The 25,798-nt window shown below is 47.5% G+C and carries 25 protein-coding genes; 10 read left to right on the forward strand and 15 right to left on the reverse strand.

The genetic code is table 11. The annotated features are described in order from the left end of the window. Positions 1-24 precede the first annotated feature (24 nt). Positions 25-888 (forward strand): pantoate--beta-alanine ligase, encoded by an 864-nt coding sequence (gene panC, locus ABJO30_14115; protein ID MEP3233955.1) that lies wholly within the window; start codon positions 25-27, stop codon positions 886-888. Between the two features lie 6 nt (positions 889-894). On the opposite strand, the gene ABJO30_14120 is transcribed toward panC, so the two are convergent. Genes ABJO30_14120 through ABJO30_14130 form a run of 3 tightly spaced genes read right to left on the reverse strand, consistent with a single transcriptional unit; the run spans position 895 to position 1,925 of the window. Continuing rightward, positions 895-1,332 (reverse strand): DUF1489 domain-containing protein, encoded by a 438-nt coding sequence (locus ABJO30_14120; protein ID MEP3233956.1) that lies wholly within the window; start codon positions 1,330-1,332, stop codon positions 895-897. 42 nt (positions 1,333-1,374) lie between these two features. Then, positions 1,375-1,773 carry a rhodanese-like domain-containing protein gene (locus tag ABJO30_14125; GenBank protein MEP3233957.1) on the reverse strand — a complete coding sequence of 133 codons (399 nt, stop codon included), beginning with the start codon at positions 1,771-1,773 and terminating at the stop codon, positions 1,375-1,377. Beyond that, positions 1,773-1,925, reverse strand: coding sequence for a hypothetical protein (locus ABJO30_14130; GenBank protein MEP3233958.1), 153 nt, complete (start codon positions 1,923-1,925; stop codon positions 1,773-1,775). The genes ABJO30_14125 and ABJO30_14130 overlap by 1 nt, the downstream gene beginning before the upstream one ends. 207 nt (positions 1,926-2,132) lie before the next feature. Between ABJO30_14130 and ABJO30_14135 the strand changes: the two genes are divergently transcribed. Beyond that, positions 2,133-2,834 (forward strand): DUF599 family protein, encoded by a 702-nt coding sequence (locus ABJO30_14135; GenBank protein ID MEP3233959.1) that lies wholly within the window; start codon positions 2,133-2,135, stop codon positions 2,832-2,834. Beyond that, positions 2,831-3,163 carry a DUF3253 domain-containing protein gene (locus ABJO30_14140; protein MEP3233960.1) on the forward strand — a complete coding sequence of 111 codons (333 nt, stop codon included), beginning with the start codon at positions 2,831-2,833 and terminating at the stop codon, positions 3,161-3,163. The genes ABJO30_14135 and ABJO30_14140 overlap by 4 nt, the downstream gene beginning before the upstream one ends. 15 nt (positions 3,164-3,178) lie before the next feature. Here the strand turns inward: ABJO30_14140 and ABJO30_14145 are convergent, their stop codons facing one another. Together ABJO30_14145 and mgtE are read right to left on the reverse strand one after the other, a co-directional pair. Beyond that, complete coding sequence (locus ABJO30_14145; GenBank protein MEP3233961.1) at positions 3,179-3,802, reverse strand: ATP-dependent Clp protease proteolytic subunit; 624 nt, start codon at positions 3,800-3,802, stop codon at positions 3,179-3,181. Positions 3,803-3,986: 184 nt separating this feature from the next. Continuing rightward, positions 3,987-5,399 (reverse strand): magnesium transporter, encoded by a 1,413-nt coding sequence (gene mgtE, locus ABJO30_14150; protein MEP3233962.1) that lies wholly within the window; start codon positions 5,397-5,399, stop codon positions 3,987-3,989. A gap of 156 nt (positions 5,400-5,555) precedes the next feature. Between mgtE and ABJO30_14155 the strand changes: the two genes are divergently transcribed. Both ABJO30_14155 and ABJO30_14160 read left to right on the forward strand, forming a co-directional pair. Continuing rightward, positions 5,556-7,076 (forward strand): DEAD/DEAH box helicase, encoded by a 1,521-nt coding sequence (locus ABJO30_14155; protein MEP3233963.1) that lies wholly within the window; start codon positions 5,556-5,558, stop codon positions 7,074-7,076. Positions 7,077-7,218: 142 nt separating this feature from the next. Next, entirely contained in the window at positions 7,219-8,268 is a 1,050-nt protein-coding gene (locus tag ABJO30_14160; protein MEP3233964.1) for a GGDEF domain-containing protein, read from the forward strand. A 38-nt stretch (positions 8,269-8,306) separates the two neighbouring features. On the opposite strand, the gene ABJO30_14165 is transcribed toward ABJO30_14160, so the two are convergent. The 7 genes from ABJO30_14165 to ABJO30_14195 all read right to left on the reverse strand — a co-directional run bounded on the left by ABJO30_14165 (position 8,307) and on the right by ABJO30_14195 (position 15,196). Then, entirely contained in the window at positions 8,307-8,693 is a 387-nt protein-coding gene (locus tag ABJO30_14165) for an iron-sulfur cluster assembly accessory protein (GenBank protein ID MEP3233965.1), read from the reverse strand. 13 nt (positions 8,694-8,706) lie between these two features. Beyond that, entirely contained in the window at positions 8,707-9,099 is a 393-nt protein-coding gene (locus ABJO30_14170) for an SUF system Fe-S cluster assembly protein (protein MEP3233966.1), read from the reverse strand. A 22-nt stretch (positions 9,100-9,121) separates the two neighbouring features. After that, entirely contained in the window at positions 9,122-10,345 is a 1,224-nt protein-coding gene (locus ABJO30_14175; GenBank protein ID MEP3233967.1) for a cysteine desulfurase, read from the reverse strand. Beyond that, positions 10,338-11,480, reverse strand: a complete 1,143-nt coding sequence (gene sufD / locus ABJO30_14180) for a Fe-S cluster assembly protein SufD (GenBank protein ID MEP3233968.1) — start codon at positions 11,478-11,480, stop codon at positions 10,338-10,340. The genes ABJO30_14175 and sufD overlap by 8 nt, the downstream gene beginning before the upstream one ends. A gap of 9 nt (positions 11,481-11,489) precedes the next feature. After that, positions 11,490-12,245 carry a Fe-S cluster assembly ATPase SufC gene (sufC, locus tag ABJO30_14185; GenBank protein ID MEP3233969.1) on the reverse strand — a complete coding sequence of 252 codons (756 nt, stop codon included), beginning with the start codon at positions 12,243-12,245 and terminating at the stop codon, positions 11,490-11,492. A gap of 106 nt (positions 12,246-12,351) precedes the next feature. After that, a complete protein-coding gene (gene sufB / locus ABJO30_14190; protein ID MEP3233970.1) occupies positions 12,352-13,821 on the reverse strand; it encodes a Fe-S cluster assembly protein SufB in 1,470 nt (489 codons plus the stop codon). Between the two features lie 250 nt (positions 13,822-14,071). Next, on the reverse strand, positions 14,072-15,196 hold the full coding sequence (locus ABJO30_14195) for a cysteine desulfurase family protein (protein ID MEP3233971.1): 1,125 nt from the start codon (positions 15,194-15,196) through the stop codon (positions 14,072-14,074). A 112-nt stretch (positions 15,197-15,308) separates the two neighbouring features. Here ABJO30_14195 and ABJO30_14200 point away from each other — a divergent pair, with 112 nt between their 5' ends. Further along, positions 15,309-16,037, forward strand: a complete 729-nt coding sequence (locus ABJO30_14200) for an alpha/beta hydrolase (GenBank protein MEP3233972.1) — start codon at positions 15,309-15,311, stop codon at positions 16,035-16,037. Positions 16,038-16,084: 47 nt separating this feature from the next. On the opposite strand, the gene ABJO30_14205 is transcribed toward ABJO30_14200, so the two are convergent. Together ABJO30_14205 and ABJO30_14210 are read right to left on the reverse strand one after the other, a co-directional pair. Beyond that, entirely contained in the window at positions 16,085-16,522 is a 438-nt protein-coding gene (locus ABJO30_14205; GenBank protein MEP3233973.1) for an ABZJ_00895 family protein, read from the reverse strand. Positions 16,523-16,558: 36 nt separating this feature from the next. Continuing rightward, complete coding sequence (locus tag ABJO30_14210; protein ID MEP3233974.1) at positions 16,559-17,632, reverse strand: anhydro-N-acetylmuramic acid kinase; 1,074 nt, start codon at positions 17,630-17,632, stop codon at positions 16,559-16,561. A gap of 181 nt (positions 17,633-17,813) precedes the next feature. On the opposite strand from ABJO30_14210, the gene tyrS reads away from it, so the two are divergent. Next, positions 17,814-19,064: a tyrosine--tRNA ligase gene (gene tyrS / locus ABJO30_14215; GenBank protein ID MEP3233975.1), complete on the forward strand. Its 1,251-nt coding sequence runs from the start codon at positions 17,814-17,816 to the stop codon at positions 19,062-19,064. 29 nt (positions 19,065-19,093) lie between these two features. On the opposite strand, the gene ABJO30_14220 is transcribed toward tyrS, so the two are convergent. After that, a complete protein-coding gene (locus ABJO30_14220; GenBank protein ID MEP3233976.1) occupies positions 19,094-22,606 on the reverse strand; it encodes an AsmA-like C-terminal domain-containing protein in 3,513 nt (1,170 codons plus the stop codon). Between the two features lie 225 nt (positions 22,607-22,831). Between ABJO30_14220 and bcp the strand changes: the two genes are divergently transcribed. The 3 genes from bcp (at position 22,832) to ABJO30_14235 (ending at position 25,539) form a co-directional block, all read left to right on the forward strand. Further along, positions 22,832-23,296 (forward strand): thioredoxin-dependent thiol peroxidase, encoded by a 465-nt coding sequence (gene bcp, locus ABJO30_14225; GenBank protein ID MEP3233977.1) that lies wholly within the window; start codon positions 22,832-22,834, stop codon positions 23,294-23,296. A gap of 2 nt (positions 23,297-23,298) precedes the next feature. Beyond that, the gene (locus ABJO30_14230) at positions 23,299-24,129 is read left to right on the forward strand and encodes a ferritin-like domain-containing protein (protein MEP3233978.1); all 831 of its coding nucleotides are present in this window, start codon (positions 23,299-23,301) and stop codon (positions 24,127-24,129) included. A 105-nt stretch (positions 24,130-24,234) separates the two neighbouring features. Next, positions 24,235-25,539 carry a M23 family metallopeptidase gene (locus ABJO30_14235; protein ID MEP3233979.1) on the forward strand — a complete coding sequence of 435 codons (1,305 nt, stop codon included), beginning with the start codon at positions 24,235-24,237 and terminating at the stop codon, positions 25,537-25,539. Positions 25,540-25,798 lie beyond the last annotated feature (259 nt).

Consider the following 25,798-nt stretch of genomic DNA (forward strand, 5'->3'; position numbering starts at 1 on the left):
CACAGGTGCAAGGAACGACCAATCATGACGAATGTGCAAGCAATGCCAAAGATTACGCGCACTGATAGCGAGATCAGGGCAGAAGTCGCACATTGGCACAATGCGGGGGAAAAAGTAGCCCTTGTCCCCACAATGGGTGCTCTGCATGAAGGCCATTTGTCACTGATTGATTATGCCCGCCAGTTTGCAAACCGCATTGTCGTTTCAATTTTCGTCAATCCGACCCAATTTGGTGAAGGCGAAGATTTTGAGAGCTATCCAAGAACATGGGATTCTGACATCGCCATGTTAGCTGAGCGCGGCATCGACGCGATTTATGCACCAACTGCAAAATCCATGTATCCCAATGGCTTTGCCACAAGCATCACCGTTGCAGGCCCCGCCCTTGAACTGGAAACCGACCACCGCCCGCATTTCTTTTCTGGTGTTGCAACGGTTGTTTCAAAACTTCTGCTCGGCGTCTTGCCAGATTTTGCCGTCTTCGGTGAAAAGGACTACCAGCAGCTGCTCGTTATCAAGCAAATGGTGCGGGATCTGCAAATCCCCTGTCAAATTGAAGGAGCCCCAACGGTTCGAGAATCAGACGGCCTCGCCATGTCCTCGCGTAACACCTATTTGACGGATGAAGAACGACCAATAGCGGCAAAACTCCACGCGACCCTTCAAGATTGCGCAGAGCAGATTCGTAATGGCGAGAATCCAGAGATTGCTTGCAATCAAGCTATTGATGCACTTACAAAATTTGGTTTCAGCGTCGATTACCTGACACTAAGAGATGCCGAAACATTGGCCGCTCTAGAAACGGTGAAAGATCAAAAGCTGAGATTATTGGTCGCGGCCCAATTAGGAAAACCGCGATTGATCGATAACATCGCGGTCAATTACTAAAGCCTTTTAGATCAAACCAAGCTCAGCAAGCTCTTTGCGCATTTCAGCAGGAAGCTCGCCCTCGCCATCCGAAAGTTCGCGCTGATCAGCTGGTGCTTCATTGGCTTTGAGATAGCGCCACCCCTGAAACGGGCGTTTTGGGCGCATTTCTGTCAGGATGATGCGCGGCTCTAGCACAATATCGCACCGTGAAATACCATCATCCCCAACAACGGCCCGCAAATCGACAATATGTTGCCGCGCTTGCATGACACCTTTAATCACCCAATAAAGCGAACCGCCCTGCAAAATAGCATCACGCTGCTTGGGCATCGCCCGTGTGGTGTGAAATTGCTCGAAATCCCAGCCTTGAATTTTGGCTTGATCACGGCGGAAATCAATCCACGCTTGAAGGTCTTCAACATTTTGAACACCGACACATAATTTTTGGAGATGCATGGTCATATCTGGAAACTACGGCGCTAAAGCCTATATGCCAAATGACAATCAGTCTTTTTCCACAGTCGGCTTACCGGATTTCTTCCAGCCCATATAGCCACCCTCAAGATGACCGCACTGTGTAAGGCCAACGTCCTGCGCCGCCTTGGTTGCAAGCGCAGAGCGCCAAGCGCTAGCGCAATAAAACACAAAGGTCTTATCTTCTTGAAAAATTTCTTTGTGATACGGGCTATCTGGATCAACCCAGAATTCCACCATGCCACGCGGCGTGTGCATTGCACCCTCGAGCATTCCATCGCGCTTTAGTTCGCGAATATCACGGATATCGACAAACACAACATCATCCTGGTCCAACATGGCCAAGGCTTCATCTTGCGAATATGTCTTAATTTCTTCGTTAGCGGCTGCAACTAATTCTTTGACAGAACTGCGGCTCTCACTAATCATTACTCAGCCTGCTCTTGGCCAACAGATGCAACGGTGTCACCGTCTGTTTTATGGTCTACAAATAAAGAGAACACGGCAAAAACACCGACAAATACCAGCACGCCCCAAACAGCAACGCCCCAGCATGATTTTTGAACTTCTTGTTCGTCCATTATTTTAATCTGCCATTATTCGAGGCGTCAGAGCGCCTCTGCCCATTTAATCAGAGGCCCGAAGTAACTCTTTAGTAATAATTGTGCAAGTGCTAACATCACTTTTTCACCACAATTAAATCTTGTTTTCGTCAAATCTACTAAACGGCGTAAACTTTTCACTCATCAAAGTGCAAAAACATGCCCATTCCTGTAAAGCTCTGATTCATGACATTTACAAACCCATTCAGCTTGTTCCTAACCCCCCTCGATCAAATAGCCATCGTTTGGTTTTTGCTGCTTTCCATCTTCTATTCTTGGTGGCTAGAGCACGGACCACTGCGAAAACAGTCTTTGTCGGCCTATATGAATGTCCAAAGGGAGAACTGGTTACGAGAAGCGCTGAGGCGGGATATCCGGATTGTCGATGCGACTATTGTGACAGGTCTTCAACACGGCACTGCGTTCTTCGCATCTGCATCGCTGCTTGCCATTGGCGGCTGCCTTGGTCTATTGCGCGCATCAAATGAGATTTTTGCAGCCTTAAAAGACCTTCCAATAGGGATATCGGGCGATTTGCACCAATTGGAAATGAAACTCTTCGGCCTCGCACTCATTTTCGCCTATGCCTTTTTTAAGTTCGGCTGGTCTTTCAGGTTGTTAAATTACAATGCCATTCTCGTGGGGGCGATCCCGCCATCCGACGAAGCAGATACTGAAGAGGCTGAAAAAGCCGTCAAAAGAGCCCTTGCAATGAGTAAAAACGCAGGTACACACTTCAACCGAGGCCTTCGCACTTTCTTCTTTGCCCTCGGCTTTATTGGCTGGTTCATTGGCCCGCTCTATTTCATGGCGGCAACGACATGGATCACGCTTGTGCTGTACCGCAGGCAATTTTATTCATCCTCATTGCGTGGAATCGAAACATGACCGACCAACAGCCTCAAGAAGTCGACAGCCTAGCTGAAGACGTTACCCCTGCCCCTGAAAAACCCATCGTCAAATTACCTTATGAAGATGAGATAAAGACAAGCATTTTTCGCCTGCTTGCAGAACGGGGCGCGGGCAAAACGATTTGTCCGTCTGAGGCAGCTCGCGATATTGCTGGTAAAGATGAGAAAAAATGGCGCCTTCTCATGAAACCAATCAAGCAAGTAGCTGTGGCTCTTGCCTTAGAGAATGAAATTCAAATTACGCGCAAAAGAAAACCGGTAGACCCACTTGCATTCAAGGGTATCTACCGGCTCTCATTACCTTAATAAGGCATGTGGCTTTTAGCCTACGTCTTTTACTGACTTAACAACTTTGCCAGCAAGACCGTATTTGATCGCTTCATCTGGAGACATCCAGTAATCGCGATCTGTATCTTCTTCAATTTTGCTTTTTTTCTGGCCTGTAGCGTCAGCGAAAATCTGGTTCAAGCGATCACGCATTTTGATGATTTCGCTTGCCTGAATTTCGATGTCAGACGCTGTACCACCTGCACCACCGCTTGGTTGATGAAGCAAGAAGCGTGTGTTTGGTGTGCAAAAACGTTGTTTCACTGGCACAGAAGCATAAATCAATGCGCCCGCGCTTGCGACCCAACCAGTACCAACAATGTTGACGGTCGGTTCGATGAAATTGATCATGTCGTGGATCATATCGCCTGATTCCACATGGCCACCTGGTGAAGAAACAATCACGGTGATTGGTTCATCAGATGCCTGCGATAACGCGAGCAATCTGGCAGATGTGTCACGAGCAAGATCTTGCGTAATCTGGCCGGTAATCAAAACGGTACGGCTATCAAAAAGATGTTTTTCAACGCTTGGCGCGCTGTCTTTTTTCTCGTCATCTTTTTCTTTGTCATCATCAAGATGGCTAGGTTTTGGATTGTAAGTCGCAAACTGCGTCATAAAGATCTCTCTACTTGCTCAGAATCGTTTCCAATAGTCTTCGTCTTAGATAGCGCTCCCACCCTAGAATTACCAGCATTCGAGAGCACGTCCATCGACTTCAGACCGACTTTCTAACCAGATTGTATGAATATCTTCCAAATATTGCGGTAAAATTATTCGTAGTTGGCAAAAAATCTAACGACTAAAATAAGCCAAACCACCATGCGGCCAAACCTAGGAAGGCAAAGAAGCCAACAATGTCTGTCACCGTTGTCACAAAAGCGGTGGAAGCAATGGCCGGATCAATATTGAGTTTATCAAGCCCAATCGGGATCAAAATGCCCGCCAGCGCTGCCGAAATCATGTTCACAACCATTGCAGCAGCGATCACCAAAGCCAAAGGCAAATTACCGAACCAAACCACGGTGACAATCGCGATCAAAACCGCAAAGACAACACCATTGATAACCCCAACCATAAGCTCACGCATAATAATGCGCCGTGCGTTGAAGTTATCAATCTCGTGCGTCGCAATCGCCCGCACAGCAACTGTCATGGTTTGCGTGCCCGCATTGCCGCCCATAGACGCAACAATCGGCATCAAAATCGCCAGCGCCACCATTTGCTCAATGGTTGCATCAAACAAGCCAATAACAAATGACGCTAAGATGGCCGTCACCAAATTGACCGCCAGCCATGTGAACCTACTTTTGACGGCGCGTATCACGCGGTCAGACAGTTCCTCATCACCAACACCGGCAAGACGTTTAATATCTTCGTCCGCCTCTTCATGGATCACATCAACAATGTCATCAATGGTCAACACACCAACAAGGCGTTGGCTTTCATCAACAACAGGGGCAGACAAAAGGTCATAACGCTCAAACAAGCGCGATGCTTCTTCTTGGTCTTCCGTTGCAGGAACAGTCACGCCATTACTCTGCATGACTTCTTCCATCGTTACATCCCGCTTGGTTCGCAAGAACTTGTCGAGGGCTGCGGTGCCGACCAATCTGAAGCTTGGGTCAATGACGAAGATCTCATAAAACTCATCCGGCAGATCGTCTGCTTCGCGCATATAATCGATGGTTTGACCAACCGACCAAAATGGCGGCACAGCGATAAAATCTGTTTGCATGCGCCGACCAGCGGAATCGTCAGGGTAATCCAACGCCTTGGCGAGCTTTTCCCTCTCAATTTGCGACATCTGCGCCAAGATTTCTTGTCGCTCGGGCGCGTCCAAATCTTCGAGAATATAAACCGCATCATCATTATCGAGTTCTTGAACGCCGACGGCCACCTGCTCAGGGCTCATCTCGTTCAAAATCGCAAGACGGTCGACTTCATCAAGCTCCGTCAAGGTGCCGAAATCGAAATCAGAACCTAGCTCCTGAATAAGCTGCACACGTCGCGCTTGCGGCAGCGCTTCAAGGAGGTCAGCCAAATCGGCTTCATGCAAAGAACGCGTTTCTAATAAGGTGGAATTGATATCCCCCTCTTCCAACGCCTGCTCAATACGTTGCACATAGGCGGTCGAAAGCGAGTCATCCTCATCCCTTGGGGAGTAGATAATAGGCTTTGATATTTCCGCTATATTTTCCTGATTTTTAGTCACGAGAAAGAACCGACATATAAGAGGATTGGGAGTGCGAAGCTATTAAAGGCTTGAATTACAGCCTTTATCAACCGAATCCAACCACTTTAAGAGCAGAAACATTGACTTATTGTCAAACATCCATATGGTCCCGCTCAACCTTAAAACTAATAGATTTTGGATAAGACTCTGACTGAAAACACGGACGTTACCTTCGCAGAATTGGGCTTGAGCAAAAAAGTGCTCGCTGCTGTTGAAGAAGCAGGTTACACCCATCCGACACCTATTCAAGCTGGTTCTATACCGCCAGCTCTTGAACGTCGCGATATTTTGGGCATCGCACAAACGGGTACAGGCAAAACTGCCTCCTTTACGCTTCCGATGTTGACGCTGCTAGAAAAGGGCCGTGCACGGGCACGTATGCCCCGCACGTTGATCCTCACACCAACACGCGAACTTGCTGCACAGATTGAAGAAAACTTCATCAAATACGGCAAGAACAACAAGCTGACTGTCGCCCTATTGATTGGTGGCGTGTCGTTTGAAGAGCAAAACAAAAAGCTGGACCGTGGCGCAGATGTTCTCATCGCAACACCGGGCCGACTGCTTGACCACTTCGAACGCGGCAAACTATTGCTAACCGGCGTCGAAGTTTTCGTGATCGACGAAGCTGACCGCATGCTTGATATGGGTTTCATCCCTGATATCGAACGCATCTCGTCGCTTATTCCATTTACAAGACAGACCCTCTTCTTCTCGGCCACTATGCCGAAAGAAATTCAAGGTTTGGCTGATAAGTTCTTATCGAACCCTGTTCGCGTTGAAGTGGCACGTGCTGCGACAACGGCCAAGACAGTGACACAACGCCTTGTAGCCGCCACTGGTGAAGCATGGGACAAACGTGAAGTTCTGCGTGGTTTGATTTCCAATGCAGAAGAACTCAAAAACGCGATCATCTTTTGTAACCGCAAGAAAGATGTTTCCGAACTCTTCCGCTCTTTAGACAAACACGGCTTTATGGCTGGTGCCCTGCACGGCGATATGGATCAATTTGCGCGGACTGCAATTTTAGAAAATTTCCGAAATGGCAAATTGCCAATCCTCGTGGCGAGTGATGTTGCAGCCCGTGGCCTTGATATCCCTGATGTGAGCCACGTCTTCAATTTCGATGTTCCGTTTAACGCTGAAGATTATGTGCACCGTATTGGCCGTACAGGCCGCGCGGGTCGATTGGGCACTGCCTATACGCTGGTCACTCAAGATGATGAGCGCAATGTGGCTGACATCATTGATTTGATAAAACAGGAAATTGAATGGCACGGCGAGTCAGTTGATTTTGAAGCTGAACGCGAAAAGCGCCCAAAACGTGGTGGACGTGGTGGACGTGGCAAAGGCCGCAGCCCGCGATCTGAAAATTCTAAGCCTGCTTCTGGTGACAAACCTGCAAGCAAAGCAAAAGTAGAAAAGAACGACGCAGAAAGCCCCGTTAAAGCAGAACAGCCGCAAAAAACAGATGCGAAAGCAAATGAAGCGGCAAACCCTAAATCGGCAGATCAAAACACGCGCAAAAAATCAAAAAGGCCAGAACGATCTAAAGATGGTGGTCGCAATGATCGATCTGAAAATAAGGTCGTTGGCATGGGCGACCATGTACCAGATTTCATGACGCGCCCTATTCGCAGCCGTACATCTGCTTGATTAATACTGCAATTTAGCAAAAAAGTACGCAAAACTAGTCGTTTTAACGCGTTTTGAATAACAGCAATACTTTGTCGGTAACCTTACGTTAAGGTCAAAAACCTAGAATGCGCGGACTTTAATTGGAGCGCATCGTTCTCGCATGGATAGCCAAGACGATATTGAGCAGACAATAGCTATTGCGGAAAACGCAATTGGCGCTATGTCGTCAAACAGAATTGCCGCCTATCCAAAAGCGTATGAAGTTTGGTTCAGACATCTTTCTGGCTCAAATCCAAGCCTATCCGCATCAATTGATGACATTATCAAAAAATATGGTCGTATCTCCTCAGCGCAAATTCTGCAGCTTTACGAAGATTTCTTGGCCAAAGGTGCTGATACCGTACTTTCTGATGAAATTAACAACAAAATCACAGAAGAAGCATCAACGCTTGAGAAAATTGCGCAGCGCTCATTCGGGCTGACCCAATCCATGGGTGATAATCTCGCTCAAGCAACAGAAGATCTTGAATTACAACTCGATCAAACATCGCTTACCAAGCTTATCAAGCGTATGGCAATGGAAACTGCTGACGCTCAAAGACAAAACGCTGATATTTCTCAACAGCTTAAAGAAGCCCATAAAGGATTACTATTACTTCGCAAAAATCTTCAAGAAGTGCGCGAAGAATCCATTATGGATCAGTTGACTGGCATCGGTAATCGCCGTCACTTTGATCGAAGCCTTGATAAAGCCATTCTGGATCATAAGCACGCAAGACAACCGCTCTGTCTTATTTTGGCAGACATTGATCATTTCAAGAAGTTCAATGACCAATGGGGACATCAAACCGGCGACCAAGTGCTACGGCTGGTGGCTCTCGCAATCAAAAGCAACGTGAAGGTAACAGATAACCCTTGCCGCTATGGTGGGGAAGAGTTCGCCATCATCTTGCCAAATACGTCGCTTGTTCAAGCACATAATGTGGCTGACAGAATGCGTATGACGGTTTCAAAACGCGATGTAATCAAGCGATCATCAGGCGATAATCTGGGTAAAATTACGGTCTCTGCGGGCGTTGCATTGATGACGGCGAATGATACGCCACAATCCATGGTCCATCGCGCTGACCTTTGTCTTTATGCCGCCAAAAATGCTGGTCGGGACAGAGTGGTAACTGAACGCGACAAGCTAATGATCAACGCCGCTTAAGCGTTTCAACTGATTTCAAAGTAAATTCAAACGTAGACCTATGAACGCCCTAGCGTCATGCCCTCTGGCAAAGTTGCAGGTATCAGTTCAACTGATTCACCGCATCCGCAAGCCGATGTTTGGTTTGGATTTTTAAACACAAAGCCCGTTCTGAACTTTGTCACTTCAAAATCAACCTCGGTGCCAAGCAGAAACAAGATCGCTTTGCTGTCGATATAGACGTTACCTTCATCAAAGGTTACGACATCATCGCCCTTCTCGCCGCCTTCAGTGAGGTCGACGGTGTATTCCATACCCGCACAGCCGCCGTTCTTAACGCCAATGCGAATGCCATCAGCACTCTCAGCATTTTCCATAAGTTCACCCAAACGCGCCTTGGCTGCGTCTGTGGCTGTTAGAATTTCTAAACCTAAACCACCGAACATAGAAAACTCCTGCTTAGTACCAGTTAAGGGCCACTTGTGCTTCTTCAGACATGCGGCTCATATCCCATGGGGGATCAAATACCATGTTGACGTTAACAATCCCGATACCGTCTACCGATGAAATGGCATTTTCTACCCAAATCGGCATTTCGCCAGCAACCGGACAACCAGGTGCAGTCAATGTCATGTCAACTTCCACATTGCGATCATCTGAGATGTCGACCTTGTAGATCAAGCCGAGTTCATACACATCAACTGGAATTTCTGGGTCATAAACCGTTTTCACCGCAGCAATAATATCTGTGGTTAGCTGCTCAAGCTCTGCTTGCGGAATAGCAGATTTCTGCAATTCTTCGGCAGGTGCCGCCTCAATCCGGTTTGATGTTTCGTCGTTTGAATCAGCCATTTTCTCGTTTCCGTCTTGGGTCTCAGCTAAAGAAGTCTTGGGCTTTTTTGAGGGCTTGCGCCAGAACATCGACTTCTTCCTTGGTGTTATACATACCAAATGATGCCCTACATGTGGAGGTTACACCAAATCTTTGCAAGAGGGGTTGAACACAATGTGTACCTGCCCGAACCGCTACACCTGCGCGGTCAATCACCATCGACACATCATGGGCATGAATGCCTTCAAGCTCAAAGGAGAAAATCGCGCCCTTGCCTTCAGCCTCACCAATAACCCGCACAGAGTTCATCTCTCCAAGGCGACCTTTGGTATAAGCAGTCAATTCAGTTTCATGCGCTGCAATGTTTTCACGGCCAATGCTGTCCATATAATCAAGGGCAGCGCCCAGACCAATCGCTTGTGCAATTGGCGGTGTACCGGCCTCAAAACGATGCGGAGGGTCATTGTACGTCACACCATCGGTCGTGACGTCTTTAATCATCTCACCACCACCCATATAAGGCGGCATTTCCTTCAGCAAATCCATCTTACCGTAAAGAACGCCGATACCTGACGGGCCGTATAGTTTATGGCCAGTAACACAGTAAAAATCAGCATCAAGGTCTTGCACATCAACAGGCATGTGAACCGCACCCTGCGAGCCATCCACCATGACGGGAACGCCTTTAGAATGGGCGAAGGCACAAACCTCTTTTAGTGGCACAACAGTACCAAGCGCATTGGACATATGCGTGATGGCAACAATCTTGGTGCGGTCAGAAAACAGTGCCTTGAATTCATCCATCAAGAAATTGCCGTCGTCATCCACTGGCGCCCATTTAATCACGGCACCCTTGTGTTCGCGCAGATAATGCCACGGCACAATGTTGGAATGGTGCTCCATGATCGAGAGGATGATCTCGTCACCCTCTTCAATATTCGCAGCCCCATAAGAATGAGCAACAAGATTGATTGCTTCTGTTGAAGAGCGGGTGAAAATGATCTCATCCACACTGTCAGCATTCAAGAAAGAACGAACTTTCTCGCGAGCAGATTCATATGAATCCGTCGTCGCATTTGATAGAAAATGAAGGCCACGGTGAACGTTTGAATATTCATTCGAATAGACGTTATTCACTGCATCAATAACAGCAGTCGGCTTTTGTGCCGACGCACCATTATCTAGATAAACCAGAGGCTTACCGTAAACCTCACGCGAAAGAATTGGAAAATCCGCGCGGACTTTTTCTATGTCATAATTAGCCATTCGCATCCAACCAGCTGTCGATCACATCAACCATAGCGCTTTCCAACGCTTCATTGTTGATGTCTTCAACGATCTCATCCACGAAACCTTTGATAAGTAGCGCGCGCGCCTCCCGCTCAGGAATACCGCGAGACATCAAATAGAACATGTAGCTTGGCTCAATATCCGCAAATGTCGCGCCGTGGCCACACAGCACATCGTCTGCAAAAATTTCAAGCTCAGGCTTGGTCGAGAAATTACCATCATCAGACAGAAGCAACGTGTTACATGCCATCTTCGCGTCTGTTTTTTGAGCGATTTGAGCAACGCGGATTTTGCCTTGGAAGATACCGTGACCTTTGCCGACAACCACATTGCGCAGAATTTCTTCTGACTCTGTGTTTGGTACAGAGTGGTGCAGATCCATCGTTACATCAATGTGCTGATTGTCACCGATCAGGTTCACGCCACGAAGCTGGAAATCTGCCCCCTCACCTGCAACCGTCACATTCACTTCCTGACGGATCAATTGACCACCAGCATTGAGAATGAAGATTGTAAGTTTAGCGTTCGCACCAAGGCTGACATTGATTTGGCCAAGATGGGTCGAGGCGCGGTCTGTTTGCTGAGAAATCACATAAGTAACCTCAGCATCATCACCAACTGTGAGGTTAGTCACCGTGGTCGAAAAACCTTCAACAGCGCCATGATGTTCAATAACAGTGCCTTTAGCACCATTTCCAATATCTATCGCATTGCGCGTGTGTGTCGCGCCATTTGATACCATCGCTGGGACCAAAAACGGTGAGCCACTTGCATCACCAAGGATAGAGAGTTCGACACCCTTGGTTGCAAATGATGCATTCAATTTGCCGATGGCATCATCATCACTAAAGTCGCTGGCAGCTTTTGGCGCATCACCTGCTTCAAGCAAGTTACAGCCAGTAAACATGGCAACATCGCCAACCTCAGGGTCAACCGTGGTTGCAGGCACAGCTTTAAGCAGCGTGCGAAGATCTGTGTAGTGCCAGCTTTCAATGCGGCGTGTTGGCAGGCCAGATTCTTTGAGCGAGCCGAGCACGTCATCATTTTGGCTTTCAATACCAAACAGCGTTTCTTCGGCAGCCGTATGTTTGATCATAGGAACAACAGTCATGAGTTCGCCTTACGCAGCTTGAGTAATGATGTCGTTATAGCCGTTTGCTTCAAGCTCAAGCGCAAGTGACTTGTCGCCTGACTTGATGATTTGACCTTTGTAAAGAACATGCACTGTGTCTGGCACAATGTGCTCAAGCAGACGCTGGTAGTGAGTGATCACAAGGAAGCCACGGTTTTCAGCACGAAGCGCATTCACGCCTTCTGAAACGATTTTAAGCGCATCAATATCGAGACCTGAATCGGTTTCATCAAGAACACAAAGCTGCGGGTTCAAAAGCGCCATTTGCAAAATTTCTGCACGCTTCTTCTCACCACCAGAAAAACCAACGTTAAGCGGGCGTTTCAGCATGTTCATGTCGATTTTAAGCTGACCAGCGGCCTCTTTCACAAGACGAATAAAGTCAGGCGTTGGAAGCTCTTCTTCACCACGCGCTTTGCGCTGTGCGTTCATGGCTGTTTTGAGGAACGTCATGGTCGGCACACCTGGAATTTCTACAGGGTACTGAAACGCCAAGAAAACACCAGTTGCAGCGCGTTCAGCTGGGTCCATCTCAAGGATGTTCTCGCCATTGAACAAGATCTCGCCTTCGGTCACTTCGTAATCGTCACGACCTGCAAGAATGTAAGAAAGCGTCGACTTACCAGAACCGTTGGGGCCCATAATCGCTGCCACTTCGCCCTGCTTTACGCTTAAGCTAAGGCCACGAATGATTTCTGTTCCATCTTCCTCAATACGAGCGTGGAGGTTTTTAATTTCTAGCATTTTTCTTGTCCTTCGTCATTGCGTGGCTCAAGCCCGCAACCCAATTTTAATTTTCAAATTCGCTCCGTAGATTGCCGCCTCATGGGCGGCAACGACCACGCACTTATTAGCCAACCGACCCTTCAAGCGAGATCGAGATCAGCTTTTGTGCTTCAACCGCAAATTCCATTGGAAGTTCTTGGATCACTTCACGCACGAAGCCGTTGACGATGAGCGCTGTTGCTTCTTCTTCGTCGATGCCGCGTTGCATACAGTAAAACAGTTGATCTTCAGAAATTTTCGACGTCGTCGCCTCATGCTCAAACTGAGCAGACGAATTCTTCGCTTCAATGTAAGGCACGGTGTGTGCGCCACATTGATCACCAATCAGCAGTGAATCACACTGGGTGAAGTTGCGCGCGTCGGTTGCTTTACGGTGCGCTGATACTTGGCCGCGATAGGTGTTAGAACTGTTACCAGCTGAGATACCTTTAGAGATGATCCGGCTCTTGGTGTTCTTGCCCAAGTGGATCATTTTTGTTCCAGAATCAATTTGCTGACGACCGTTGGAAACAGCGATTGAGTAGAACTCACCCTGTGAACCATCGCCGCGCAAAATGCAGCTTGGGTATTTCCAAGTGATCGCAGAACCAGTTTCAACCTGTGTCCAAGAAATCTTAGAATTCTTACCGCGACAATCACCGCGCTTGGTCACGAAGTTATAGATGCCGCCTTTGCCGTCTTTATCACCGGGGTACCAGTTTTGAACGGTTGAATATTTGATTTCAGCTTCATCCATTGTCACCAATTCAACAACGGCTGCGTGTAGCTGGTTTTCATCACGCTGAGGCGCTGTACAGCCCTCAAGGTAAGAAACATAACCACCCTCTTCACAGATAATAAGCGTGCGCTCAAACTGACCTGTGTTTTCCTCATTGATGCGGAAATAGGTAGAGAGCTCCATCGGGCAGCGTGTGTTCTTCGGAATGAAGACGAATGAACCGTCAGAGAAGACCGCAGAATTGAGTGTCGCGTAGTAGTTATCCGTTACAGGTACCACAGTACCAAGATACTTTTTCACGAGTTCAGGGTGCTCATGCACCGCTTCTGAAATCGGCATGAAGATCACACCTTTTTCTTTCAACTCTTTTTGGAATGTCGTCACCACAGAAACACTATCGAACACCGCATCCACAGCAACACGGCGCTCTTGCACGCCTGCTAAGATTTCTTGTTCACCGAGCGGAATGCCGAGTTTCTTGTATGTTTCAAGAAGCTCAGGATCAACATCATCAAGCGTTTTCGGGCCTTCTGTCGATTTTGGACGAGAATAATAATAGATGTCGTCAAAGTCGATTTCAGGATAATCAACCCGCGCCCAATCTGGCTCTTCCATGGTCAACCAACGACGATAAGCATCGAGGCGCCATTCAAGCATCCACTCGGGCTCTTTGTTTTGCGCAGAGATATAGCGAACAATATCTTCGCTCAGACCTTTAGGGGCCTTTTCGCTTTCGATATCGGTGACAAAACCATATTTATACTGGTCAACGTCTATTTCTTTGACCTGATCGATGGTTTCCTGAACAGCAGGCATATGATGCTCCGTAGTCGACCCACATTTAAAGGGGCCAGTTTAGAAAGTTTCTAGTTTAGAATTGATATAAACTACTGCTCGAGAATTGGAAGGGGTTAACGAAAATTTATTTTATGAGTTAATTAATCAGGTTATATAAGAAAGCAAGCAATGCAATCAAATATCGAGATAAAACCTGCCACTCTCGACGATCTACCTGCCATCAAGTCTTGCGCTGAGGCAGTCTATCAAATCTACGTGCGCTAATTGATCAAGAACTTGGAAGTCCAAGAAGTTTGGCGGTCGCCGCAATAAACCCATCAATATCCGCTGCATCGCTATTCCATCCTGTTGAGACGCGAATAGCACCAGCCGCTTGTTCTTGCGGTACCCCCATCGCCTCAAGCACATGGGATGCACCCACCTTACCAGACGAACAAGCCGAGCCAGATGAAACGGCAATGCCCGCCATGTCGTAGGAGATAACGGCCGTTTCCGCCCGTTTATTTGGGAGCGAAAAGCATGTGGTGTTTGGCAACCGAGGAACATCTTCTGCGAAGATCACAATTTCATTAGAAAGCGCTTTGAGGCCCTGCTCTAACCGTGTTTGCAATGAGCTATCAGCGGGCATTTGTGAGAGTACGTCTTCTGCAGCAATACCAAAACCTTCGATGCCAGCAACATTCTCCGTGCCACCACGATAGCCAAGCTCCTGCCCGCCACCTGTCAAAAGGGCTGGAATACCAACGCCCACCTGTCGACGGATCAACGCACCAACACCTTGCGGCCCGCCAACTTTATGGGCGGATACTGTCATGCTGTCAGCTTCTAGCTCAAAAATATCAATCGGAATTTTACCAGCCGCCTGCACCGCATCAACGTGGAGGAAACCATCGCGCGCATGAACAATTTCAGCGATAGCGCCAATCGGCTGGATCACGCCCGTCTCATTGTTCGCCAGCATGACACTCACAAACGGCATTTCAACATCAGCCAAAAGGTGCGCCATCTTTTCAAGATCAACAATCCCGTATTCATCAACGGGCAGATGATGCATCTGTTCTTTTGGAAAACGGCCACCAGCAAGAATGCACGGGTGCTCCACCGCTGAGACATAAAGCGAGGTGAATATCTTAATGTCTGAACCAAACTGAACGCGGGGCGACAAGGCCATGTTGTTAGCTTCTGTCCCGCCACTGGTAAACACCACAGCTTTAGGGTCAGCCCCCAAAAGAGCTGCCACTTTTTCGCGGGCAGCCTCAATCACCTTCCGCCCCTGCCGTCCTTCTTGATGGACAGAAGAAGGATTAAGCGGCGTGCCAAGGCGATTCATCAGCGCTTCTTTGACCGAAGGACGAAGCGGAGATGTGGCATTATGATCGAGATAAATACGCATATTAGTTGGATTTACAGTTTTTTTGACCCAAATTGCACGAAAAACTTGAAAGTTGCCCCCCCTTTCGTGGTAAAGGCCGTGATTACGCCTCTCTAACATGAGCTTGTTTTATATGCCCGAAATTATTTTTAATGGTCCCGCCGGTCGCATCGAAGGTCGTTATCAGCCTTCTAGAGAAAAAAACGCACCGCTCGCGCTTCTACTCCACCCGCATCCGCGCTTTGGTGGCAACATGAACAACAAGATCATTTATGACTTGTTTTACATGTATGTAGATCGTGGTTTCGCGGCTTTGCGTTTTAACTTCCGTGGTGTTGGTCGTTCGCAAGGTGCCTTTGATCATGGTACAGGCGAATTGTCTGATGCAGCGGCGGCTCTTGATTGGGTGCAAACCATTCACCCAGATGCGCGCGGCGTATGGATTACAGGTTTCTCATTTGGTGCTTGGATCGGCATGCAGCTTTTGATGCGTCGCCCAGAGGTTGAAGGTTTCATCTCTATCGCACCACCAACCAACCTGCACGATTTCGCTTTCCTCGCGCCCTGCCCGTCAGATGGTCTGATCATTCATGGTGACCAAGACAAAGTGGTGCCGATGAAAGACACCCAAGCGCTGATTGACAAACTTGGCACACAAAAAGGCATCACCATTGATCACACAGTGATCCCAGGTGCGAACCACTTCTTTGAAAATCACGTGGAAGAATTGGTCGACAATTGCTCAAACTATATCGATGTCCGCATGGGCGTTGCAGAGCGTATGCAAATGTTGCCACCTCCAACAGCGGAACTTCCATCGCTTGAAGACATGGACTTCGGCGATGATGGCGACGGCGAATAAACGCCTAACGCTTATCTTTGAATTTTTAAAAAACGGCTGAAAAACCTTCAGCCGTTTTTTATTGCGTGCTTTTCAGCCGCTTTTCGCGCAGTACGCACGCCGAAACTAAAACTCAAGTAACTAACAAGCATAGAAATCAAACACACCACGGCTATAAAAATGCCCAATATGGCCGGATTGATTAGGCTGAGGTATGAAATCAGTTCTGGAAAAAACAGCAAGATGACGACGGCAAACGATCCGTTGATGGCCAGTTGAATTCCAGTGAAAACGGCTGAAAATTTGATTGTCTCACCAATTCCAGCACTCCGTTCTTCCGATTTATAGAAATAATAACCTGCCAACATCGCCGGAACCCATAGCCCAATAAGGCTCGTGCCCGTTGACGAATTCAAATTGAATAAGGCTGATAAGATAAAGGCAAGTGCGGCAACTATTATAATAACAATCAATGCATAAAGTGCGTATTTCCTATAGAGCAGCATTTCGTCTTTCCACTTCAATTTGTCCAAATAAAATCATCATTGCGCACTTAACACTCCGCCCGTGATTGGTTCTTTTACACCCGTTGTGCCGGGGAATGTGAGTGGCAAGCCTTGCTCCACACGCGCGGCAAGATAAGCAAAAGCAATTGCTTCCAGAAAATCACTGTCATAGCCCAGCACTTCAACATTTTGAGGCTCGAGGCCACTTGCCGCTTGGAGCATACGCAGCATCGTTAGATTGTTCGCCCCGCCGCCAGCCACATAAAGCGATTGGATGCCACGCCCTTCCAAGGCTTTTGCAATTGTGTGGGCAGAGAACGCCGTCAATGTCGCAGCACCATTTGCCAAAGACGCTCTGTCTAATGCCATCATGTCAAATGTATCACGGTCGAGGGATTTTGGCGCAGGCCGTTCGAAATAAGGGTGGGCAAGCAGATCCACCAGAACCGCCTCAACAACAGTGCCCTCGCCTGCAACCCTGCCCCACTGATCAAAGGTGCGAGAAGTGCGCGAGCGCATCCAATCATCGACCAAGGCATTACCAGGCCCAGTGTCAAAGGCATCAAGACTATCAGCACCAACAATAGTAACATTCGCCACGCCGCCAATATTGACGATTGCCGCAGGTAGCTGTGCATCACTGACTAACGCTTGATGAAATACCGGCACCAAAGGCGCACCTTCGCCGCCTGCTTTAACGTCAGCCGTGCGAAAATCATAAGCAACACGAATACCAAGCTTGCGCGCCAGCGCTTCGCCATCACCAATTTGCACTGTGATACCATCTTGGGGTGCATGATAGAGCGTTTGACCATGAAAGCCGACCAAATCAACGTCTTCGGCTTTAAGTCCAGCATCATCCATAAGCTCTTTTATAGCGTCACCATGTTTGGCGGTGATCATGTTTTCAGCGTCTTTGACCAAACCATCACCCCGCCCGTTTTCACGACAGGCAGCCATCGCGTCCACCAGAAGACCACGGTCGGATTTTGTGTATTTCAAAAAATGAGTTGCCCCAGCACGGCCAACACTCACACCATCAGTTTCAAGTACCGCAACATCAATGCCGTCCATCGATGTACCACTCATGGTGCCAATTATTGTCTTCATGGGGTTCTCTCGTTCCAAATCACAATCATTTGGCCAAGCCTAAACGCTTCGGCAAGTTGGCAACAGAAGAAAAACGCAAAGTTTTTGCAAATCAACGACAAAGGCGCTATTCACCGGACAACCAACGGCCAAGCGGCCAATTAAAAACCAATCCTACTTCAAGAAAAGTGACCTGTCGGGCATGACAAGCTACAAATCAGACTTTCTCGCCGTTCTAGAAGAACGCGGCTTTATCCACCAAATGTCAGATGCATCAGCCCTTGATGCTTTGTTATGCAAGGAGACGGTCACGTCCTATATCGGCTTTGACTGCACCGCAGACAGTTTGCATGTGGGTAGCTTGATCCAAATTATGATGCTGCATTGGTTTCAGGCAACTGGTCACAAGCCAATAGCCCTAATGGGCGGCGGCACCACTCGTGTGGGTGATCCATCTGGTAAAGACGAATCTCGCCAGCTTTTATCGGGCGAAGCGATTGAGGAAAACAAACAAGGCATCAAGCAAGCCTTCGAGAGCCTCTTGCAGTTTGGCGATGGCCCCAAAGACGCGCTCATGGCAGACAACTCAGATTGGTTGCTTGATCTTCATTATGTCGATTTTCTGCGTGAAGTAGGTCGTCACCTCTCCGTCAATGCCATGTTACAACGCGACAGCGTGAAAATGCGACTTGAGCGCGAGCAGCACTTATCATTCCTAGAATTCAACTACATGTGCCTTCAAGCTTATGACTTCGTTGAACTCTACAGACGCTTTGGTTGCCGCCTACAAATGGGTGGTTCGGACCAGTGGGGCAATATTCTGTCTGGTGTTGATCTTGGCCGTCGTATGGAAAGTGCAGAACTCTACGCACTTACAACGCCACTGATGACCACCTCATCAGGCGCTAAAATGGGCAAGACGGCCTCTGGCGCAATCTGGCTCAATGAAAGCCGTTTATCGGCCTATGACTATTGGCAGTTCTGGCGCAATACAGAAGATGCAGACGTTGAGCGCTTCTTGCTGCGCTTTACGCTTTTGCCTATCGACGAAATCAAACGCCTTGGTGCATTAGAAGGTGCTGAGATCAACGAAGCTAAAAAAGTCCTCGCCTATGAAGCAACGCGCCTCATGCGCGGTGAAGCGGCAGCTTTGTCTGCTCAAGAAACAGCAGAAAAAACGTTCGAACAAGGCGCGGTTTCAGACAATCTACCAACGATCAACGTATCGGCCGCGGAACTAGACGCGGGCCTTGGCATGTTGGGTCTTTATGTAACCGCTGGCCTTTGCCAATCAAACGGCGATGCCAGACGGCAAGTTAAAGGTGGGGCTGTAAAAATAAACGACAAAGCCACCAATGACGAACGCCGCACCATCACTAAAGACGATTTAGCTGACGGCGTTATCAAGCTGTCACTTGGCAAGAAAAAGCACGTGTTGGTGAAACCTGTTTAGGGTTCAGTTCGTTCGCTTTTGGCGCGCGGCTAATTGGTTGATTGTTGATCGGTTTTCCTAAAGCGGAAGAGCTGGCGCAAAAAGCCAGGGGCAAGCGCTGATAGTGGGTTAACCGTTACCTTAGGCTTACCAATCGTCCCTTTGACCTTGAACGTCACACCGATCAAGCCTTCGCGCTTCCCATTGCCAAGAACTTGCCCAACAATAGGGATTTTCGTGAAGAAATTATTCAGCACGTAAATCGGCACATAGGTGCCTGTAAAATCAATTTCTTTGGTTTTGCGGTTCAAAACACCTTCATAAGTACCGCCAATATTGTCACCAGATAGCAGTCCTTTTTCAACGCGAAGCTTCTGATCTTGCTCAGTGAAATTGATCTTCAACACATTGAACTTCACTGAGGGTTTACCGTTAGTGCTCGCGCCTCCGCCAAGACCACTTAAAGCTGGTTCATCGACGAGCGCAAAACGTCTCATGCGGAATTTTCCCGTAAGCGCTTTCACACCCGGAGGTCTTTGTCCTGTTATGGTGAAAGGACCACCAAACGCGCGATAATAGATATTAGCAAAGCGAGCGATTGCACCGCCATCAGGGCCGTTCGCAGTTAGCACGTCCCCTTTACCAGAAACCGCTCCATAGCGGATATCAAAAGGAGCCTTTGCATTCTTTGTGATCCCACTAACCATCAGTTTTAATACGGTCGGCCCACGCAAACTAACGTCCATTGAAAACCCACGAATTTTCTCAGCGATATATCCCGTAACCTCACCAATGGTGGCTTTGATCTTATACCGAAAGTTTGCATCAGCAGCCGAATTAGGTCGGTCTGTTAGAACATGGATCAATGAACGCGCATCGAATGATCTGCCGTCGATCTTGATGTCGTAGGTACGTTCAGCGCGTAAAACTGCATTCACAGCAATACTGTCACCCTTTTTCAAAGCGAGCTTGGACAGGTTGAGACGTGCGATATCGCCTGAATTCGAGATTTCAGCAGTGCCTTGTGCGCCAAAGCCATCGCCGACTAAAGAAAAGTCACGAACTTGCGTGCCCTTAGACGTTGTAATTAAGCGCATGCGGGCAGATGCCGCCACGCCCTTGCTTTTTTTCCAGCCAATAAAATCAAGATTAATTTCCGCACGTGATAGGTCAATTTTGTATAGGTCACCACGTTTATCAGAGCTGGAATCTTGATCAATCTCAACACTCATTGGCCCGGTTAAAAATTCGCCGAAATCAATGCCAATTTTTTTCAGGTCTTTATCATCTAGCACCAATTTAACCGCGAGGGTTCGAGATTTAGCGTTGCCCTTAAAGGGAACCTGCATATCAATATCAGCTTCAATCCCATCAATCTTACCCTTGCCGTCGATCGTCATAGATTGAGGAGTAATTGAAATCTCTGCCGTTGCATTATCAATCTTTCGACCATCGATCGGTTTGGGGCTTGAGAATTTTGTGAGCCCCAATCCAGCCTTCCAATCAACGTCATTTGCACCCAATTTGGGTCTCAAAGGCAAACTCAACGCAACCTTAGCCAGCACATCGCCAGACAAGCCACGAGGTTCGATCTTGGCAAAAGTCAACGCGCGAACTGGTTTACGGTTTGCAATCTCGCCAACGTCGTCCGCCTTGCCTTTTGCCGTCAACGAAATATCTGCTTTGGGGCCTGGAAAGCGAAAATCATCGATTTTAAATTGCGCCTTGTTTAACTGCACCGCCCCGCCAAATTTTGACACCGCTTTGCCGCGATCAAGGTTGGCTTGAAAACTGATACCTCTAACTTTGCCTCTCAAATCGGCATTTTCAATGTCAGGAAACTCCCCAAATGCCTTAAATGAAGAATTCACAATATTGAAATCAGCGACCATTTCATGGTCTTGCAAAGTCGCGCCTTTGCGCAAATTACCCAACACTCCATTTGGGATTGAAGTGGCTATTCTAGCATTCCTAATTTCCCCATCATGAAGGTTCTTCAACGTCCATCCACGGGCGCTTGGGGCGATGAAAACTGGCCAAACCTGCTTCAAAACAGCCACGGGTGCCTTGTCAATTTCAGCAACGAGCGACATGGATGGCGTTTTACCATCAAATCCAAACGATACCGCCGCGTCGCCTCGAACTTCGCCGACCTGAACGGAAAACTCGCTGATCGAAATTAGCTTTCGGCCCAATTGAAAAGCACCATTTGCAATCATCTTATCAACAACGAGAGGGGCTGCATTTGCATCAGATGAATCAAGATGCACATCATTGGCGAACAGTCGAAAATTGTACGGCTGCAACAATTCGTCTGCGAGACTTATGCCGCCTTGCACAACAAAACGGTTCTTTCCGAAAATGAAAGGAGACGGCTTAACAAGCATTTGGTGAGATCGGCGGTTTAGCGTCAAATTGAGAGCGCCGCTATCCACGTTAAAAATGGAGTTAGGCGCCGTTCGAATAGAGCCTTCTCCAACACTAATTTTTACATCCAATCGGCTGATCGATTGACGATCATCCAATACAATTTCACCATCAATGCCAAATGGCACGTTCAACTTCATGGGGAATATAGGGTCGGCGAGTTTCTTGATGAAATTACTCGCAATAATATTAGAAATACCAATAACAAAAGCACGGCTGGAACCAACGTTTTGGCTTACATGAGTGACATTCAAATCAATGCCATTACCACCACTTTGCTTCGTCTTGATTGCAAAATGTTGTTGAGGTCTAGCGGCGCTATAGTCGCTGATTTCTGAATAAACGGCGGACGTGATACCAAGTTTACGAAGAGGGTTCTTTTCCTCATCAAACATCTCAATTGCAACGTTTTGCAAGTCCAATTCGCCAAGGCCTAATTGATGGATTCTATCAAAAACACCTCCAAATTCATTGAGACCAGAAGAGATCAATCGCAATATCTCTGGATTATCGCCATCTGTTTCAATATCAGCGGGGCTGTCTGACTGATTGTCACTGCTGTCTATAGAACTGGATTGCCCTACTTCGCCTAAGACACCATTTTCTGACTTATAATTTTCGATATTTTCAGGCAGCTCAGCAGACAAATCAGTAGCATCATCTTCAAAACCAAGAATATTTTGGAAAACATCAGCTTCTAAACCAGTTTCAACTGAAGTGGGTGCGGCAGGCTTGTTTTGTGAGAAAATGTCCACCAACAACACTTCAGGCTGCGTATCCACATCTGGAAAAATAGATTCGGCTGAAGTAACGACCTGAATATCAGCTCCATCAATACTCACCTTCCGAATGGAAACATGATCAGTTGCAAGCGATAACCAAGACGGAAGAATTTTTATGTTGCCGCTGTTGGCAACAAAACGGCCTTCACGGTCAGCGACACTTAAGCCAGATATTAAAAGATGAGCGCCTTCTGCTTTCTCAACGACGATCTTCGCGCCTTTAAGTTGAAACGTTAGCTCGCCATTACTGCGTTCATTAAGTGTGGTTTCGATGCGGGTACGAAGCCACTCCATGTCATCATCATTCGACAACACATAATAAACAGCGGCGCAGGCCACAACGAATGCAGCCATGCAAAGGAAAAATCCTGCACGCAAAAAAGCAAAATTTAGCGCAACAAGCTTGTGTGAAGTGCTTTTTTTCACCGTCTTCTTCTTGTTTTCATTCCTTGCATGATCTCTTAAAGACCCTACTTTCATCATAGACAGATTCGCAACAAAACCGCATAAATAAACCTTGCTTTCATGCTCTGTCTTACTATGTGAATGCCTAGCTACAAAATTGGAGTTGAATAAACCATGACTTTAAACGTAGGCGACCAAGCGCCAGCTTTTTCTTTGCCCGCCGATAATGGCCAAACAGTGGCCCTTGCTGACTATAGCGGCAAAAAGATTGTGCTCTATTTTTACCCCAAAGATGACACGCCCGGTTGCACCACGCAGGCGATTGATTTTACGGCAAAAATCAAGGAATTCGAAGCTCAAGGCGCAGTCATCATTGGCATGTCACCTGACAAAGCCGCCAAGCATGACAAATTCAAAGCTAAGCACAATCTAGCCATTACCCTTGCTGCTGATGAAGAGAAGGAAACCCTTGAAACTTATGGGGTTTGGGTGGAAAAAAGCATGTACGGCAAAAAGTATATGGGCGTTGAACGGACAACATTTTTGATTGATGAAAATGGCAAAATCAATCAAATCTGGCGCAAAGTAAAAGTGGCCGGTCATGTGGACACGGTGCTGGAGGCGGTGGGAGCCGCATAATTGTGTCGACCCAGAGAGAATTAAAATCCCTAGAGCTTGCCGCGATACGTATCGTTGCAGAAGCCGATTTAGAGGTTAAAACCGAGCTAGCGCACAAAACGGCGAAAGCTTGGTTTCAGCGCTCGCTTTCACTCACCTATGGTGTGCAACCAGCTTTGCCAAAACGCCCAGGCCGACCTGATAAACCTGACCTAATATCCCCGCGCGAAATGCCGAAACGCTCAATTAGCGGTGAAAAGGGTCGGGTCGCACTGGTCCACTCACTCGCCCACATAGAACTGAACGCCATTGATCTCGCGTGGGATCTTGTTGCCCGCTGCGCACGGCTACCAATGCCTCGCGCATTCTTTGATAATTGGGTGCAAGTTGGGCTGGAAGAAGCAAAGCATTTTTCGCTGCTGGCTGAACGGCTGACACAGATGGGCAGTTTTTACGGCGCCCTTCCCGCTCATGATGGTTTTTGGCAAGCAGCAGAAGAGACAGATCATAACTTGGTGGCTCGCCTTGCAATCATTCCCCTTGTTTTAGAGGCGCGCGGCTTAGACATCACCCCTCCGATGCTCGATAAAGTTCGGGCGCAGAAAGATGACAAGACGGCTGCTATCTTAGAAATTATCTACAGAGACGAAAAACGCCATGTCGCTTTTGGTACAAAATGGTTCTTATTCGCTTGTGCGAGACATGGCCTAAAACCTGAGCCGACCTTTCACGATATGGTGAGACGCCACTTTAAAGGTAGCTTGCGCCCTCCCTTCAATGACAAGGCGCGATCGCAGGCAGGATTAACACCCGGTTTTTACAAACCTTTAGCTGGAATTACCGCAATAAATTAATGACTAACATTTAGTTTAATACAATATCATTGGGAAGAATTTGTTAACCATAAAAATTTACAATCATAAGCTGAAGTTTAGTTTTTGTCCGGTACTGGTGATTGTATGTCTAACAACCCTAATTCGTCGTCTCGTAAACAGCAGTTTGGTCGACGCAAAGATATCCATCGAATTATCATAGCTAAAGGCGATAAGGTAACCAGCGTTACCATTCATCCTTTTCTAGCCGCCCTCGGTGCGACAATTATTGCCACCTTTGCTGTCGCCTATCTAGGAGCGACCGGCTATCTGATGTTCCGTGATGATATTTTGAATGCCTCGCACATCCGCCAAGTTCGGTTGCAAAACGCCTATGAAGATCAAATGGCCAGCCTCAGAATTGAGATTGATCGCATCGCAAGCCGTCAAATGCTTGATCAAAAGTCGGTTGAATCGAAAATCGAACGTCTACTTGGCCTTCGTGCCTCATTGGATGAGCGCAAACGGTCTGTTGATAGTCTCGTAAAAACTGCATCTGCTGCAGGCATTAGCGTTCAAGCGTCAGCACCTGCACCACGCCCTCACCCAGCACGCCCAATCGACCAAGCCTCAATCGTCGATGTAAACCCAGTTGGTTCAATCAATATCGCTAGTGCTTACGGTCAAACCCGTTATGGCTCAGAAGCAGAAACAGCAATTTCAACACATCTCACAGACCTTGACCCCTCATCACTCGATCTCAAGCAGATCGAACGTAACCTTGAAACTGAAGAGATTACGCAGGTCCATCAACTTCGCTTGGTCGCAAAGAAAACTGATGACAAAGCAAAAAGCATTGCTTCAGTCTTGAGATCATTGGGCGCACAAGCATCCTCTCAACTTCCATACACCGTTGATGCTATTGGCGGTCCATATGAAGAAGCAACACCTGTTGATACTGTCACATTCAACAGCTCAATTTTGGCGTTGGAAGAAAACCTTACCTTTTTGAACAAACTCAAAAAGCGTGTAAAACGGTTCCCTCTCGCTAAGCCATTGACCAATGGCAAGATCACCAGCCGTTTTGGTCGTCGTGTTGATCCGTTCCTGCGCCGCTATGCCAATCATTCAGGCATGGACTTTAAAGCTGCAACAGGCACGCCGGTTCTTGCAACTGGCCCCGGCAAAGTGGTCAAAGCAAGCAGACAAGGTGGCTATGGCCTTATGGTTGAAATCCAACACACTGGCGGCATCACAACAAGATACGCCCACCTAAGCCGCATCCACGTTAAAGTTGGTGACTATGTGTCCACCGGCAAGCGCGTCGGCCGCGTCGGCAGCACAGGCCGCAGCACAGGCCCTCACCTTCACTATGAAACACGGGTCAGCAACCGCGCCGTAAATCCAGACCGCTTTATCAAAGCTGGTGCGCGGGTTTCGAAATCCCTGTAAATTCATAAAAATATGTAGATAAGAAAGCCCGCTTATTTGGTAAGCGGGCTTTTTCTTATAGTACTTTACAGCATCTGCATAAATATTTTTTCATCACAAGGTAATTCGGAAAATAAATGGATAAATTAAATAGGATTTTTGCATCAATTCTGGATTTCATGATAACGATATCACCTTCTTTTTTGATCTCATTATTTTTTAAAAATTCCACCTTAATTTATTCATTATATATTTTCCTCATTCTCTCATTTTTTCGTTT

This window comes from Hyphomicrobiales bacterium (genome assembly GCA_039973685.1).
Lineage (GTDB): Bacteria > Pseudomonadota > Alphaproteobacteria > Rhizobiales > JACESI01 > JACESI01.

Coding starts and splice junctions, on each gene's coding strand:
- panC (MEP3233955.1), top strand. CDS start 25: ATGACGAATGTGCAAGCAATGCCAAAGATTACGCGCACTGATAGCGAG.
- ABJO30_14120 (MEP3233956.1), bottom strand. CDS start 1,332: ATGACCATGCATCTCCAAAAATTATGTGTCGGTGTTCAAAATGTTGAA.
- ABJO30_14125 (MEP3233957.1), bottom strand. CDS start 1,773: ATGATTAGTGAGAGCCGCAGTTCTGTCAAAGAATTAGTTGCAGCCGCT.
- ABJO30_14130 (MEP3233958.1), bottom strand. CDS start 1,925: ATGGACGAACAAGAAGTTCAAAAATCATGCTGGGGCGTTGCTGTTTGG.
- ABJO30_14135 (MEP3233959.1), top strand. CDS start 2,133: ATGACATTTACAAACCCATTCAGCTTGTTCCTAACCCCCCTCGATCAA.
- ABJO30_14140 (MEP3233960.1), top strand. CDS start 2,831: ATGACCGACCAACAGCCTCAAGAAGTCGACAGCCTAGCTGAAGACGTT.
- ABJO30_14145 (MEP3233961.1), bottom strand. CDS start 3,802: ATGACGCAGTTTGCGACTTACAATCCAAAACCTAGCCATCTTGATGAT.
- ABJO30_14160 (MEP3233964.1), top strand. CDS start 7,219: ATGGATAGCCAAGACGATATTGAGCAGACAATAGCTATTGCGGAAAAC.
- ABJO30_14165 (MEP3233965.1), bottom strand. CDS start 8,693: ATGTTCGGTGGTTTAGGTTTAGAAATTCTAACAGCCACAGACGCAGCC.
- ABJO30_14170 (MEP3233966.1), bottom strand. CDS start 9,099: ATGGCTGATTCAAACGACGAAACATCAAACCGGATTGAGGCGGCACCT.
- ABJO30_14175 (MEP3233967.1), bottom strand. CDS start 10,345: ATGGCTAATTATGACATAGAAAAAGTCCGCGCGGATTTTCCAATTCTT.
- sufD (MEP3233968.1), bottom strand. CDS start 11,480: ATGACTGTTGTTCCTATGATCAAACATACGGCTGCCGAAGAAACGCTG.
- sufC (MEP3233969.1), bottom strand. CDS start 12,245: ATGCTAGAAATTAAAAACCTCCACGCTCGTATTGAGGAAGATGGAACA.
- sufB (MEP3233970.1), bottom strand. CDS start 13,821: ATGCCTGCTGTTCAGGAAACCATCGATCAGGTCAAAGAAATAGACGTT.
- ABJO30_14195 (MEP3233971.1), bottom strand. CDS start 15,196: ATGCGTATTTATCTCGATCATAATGCCACATCTCCGCTTCGTCCTTCG.
- ABJO30_14200 (MEP3233972.1), top strand. CDS start 15,309: ATGCCCGAAATTATTTTTAATGGTCCCGCCGGTCGCATCGAAGGTCGT.
- ABJO30_14205 (MEP3233973.1), bottom strand. CDS start 16,522: ATGCTGCTCTATAGGAAATACGCACTTTATGCATTGATTGTTATTATA.
- ABJO30_14210 (MEP3233974.1), bottom strand. CDS start 17,632: ATGAAGACAATAATTGGCACCATGAGTGGTACATCGATGGACGGCATT.
- tyrS (MEP3233975.1), top strand. CDS start 17,814: ATGACAAGCTACAAATCAGACTTTCTCGCCGTTCTAGAAGAACGCGGC.
- ABJO30_14220 (MEP3233976.1), bottom strand. CDS start 22,606: ATGGCTGCATTCGTTGTGGCCTGCGCCGCTGTTTATTATGTGTTGTCG.
- bcp (MEP3233977.1), top strand. CDS start 22,832: ATGACTTTAAACGTAGGCGACCAAGCGCCAGCTTTTTCTTTGCCCGCC.
- ABJO30_14235 (MEP3233979.1), top strand. CDS start 24,235: ATGTCTAACAACCCTAATTCGTCGTCTCGTAAACAGCAGTTTGGTCGA.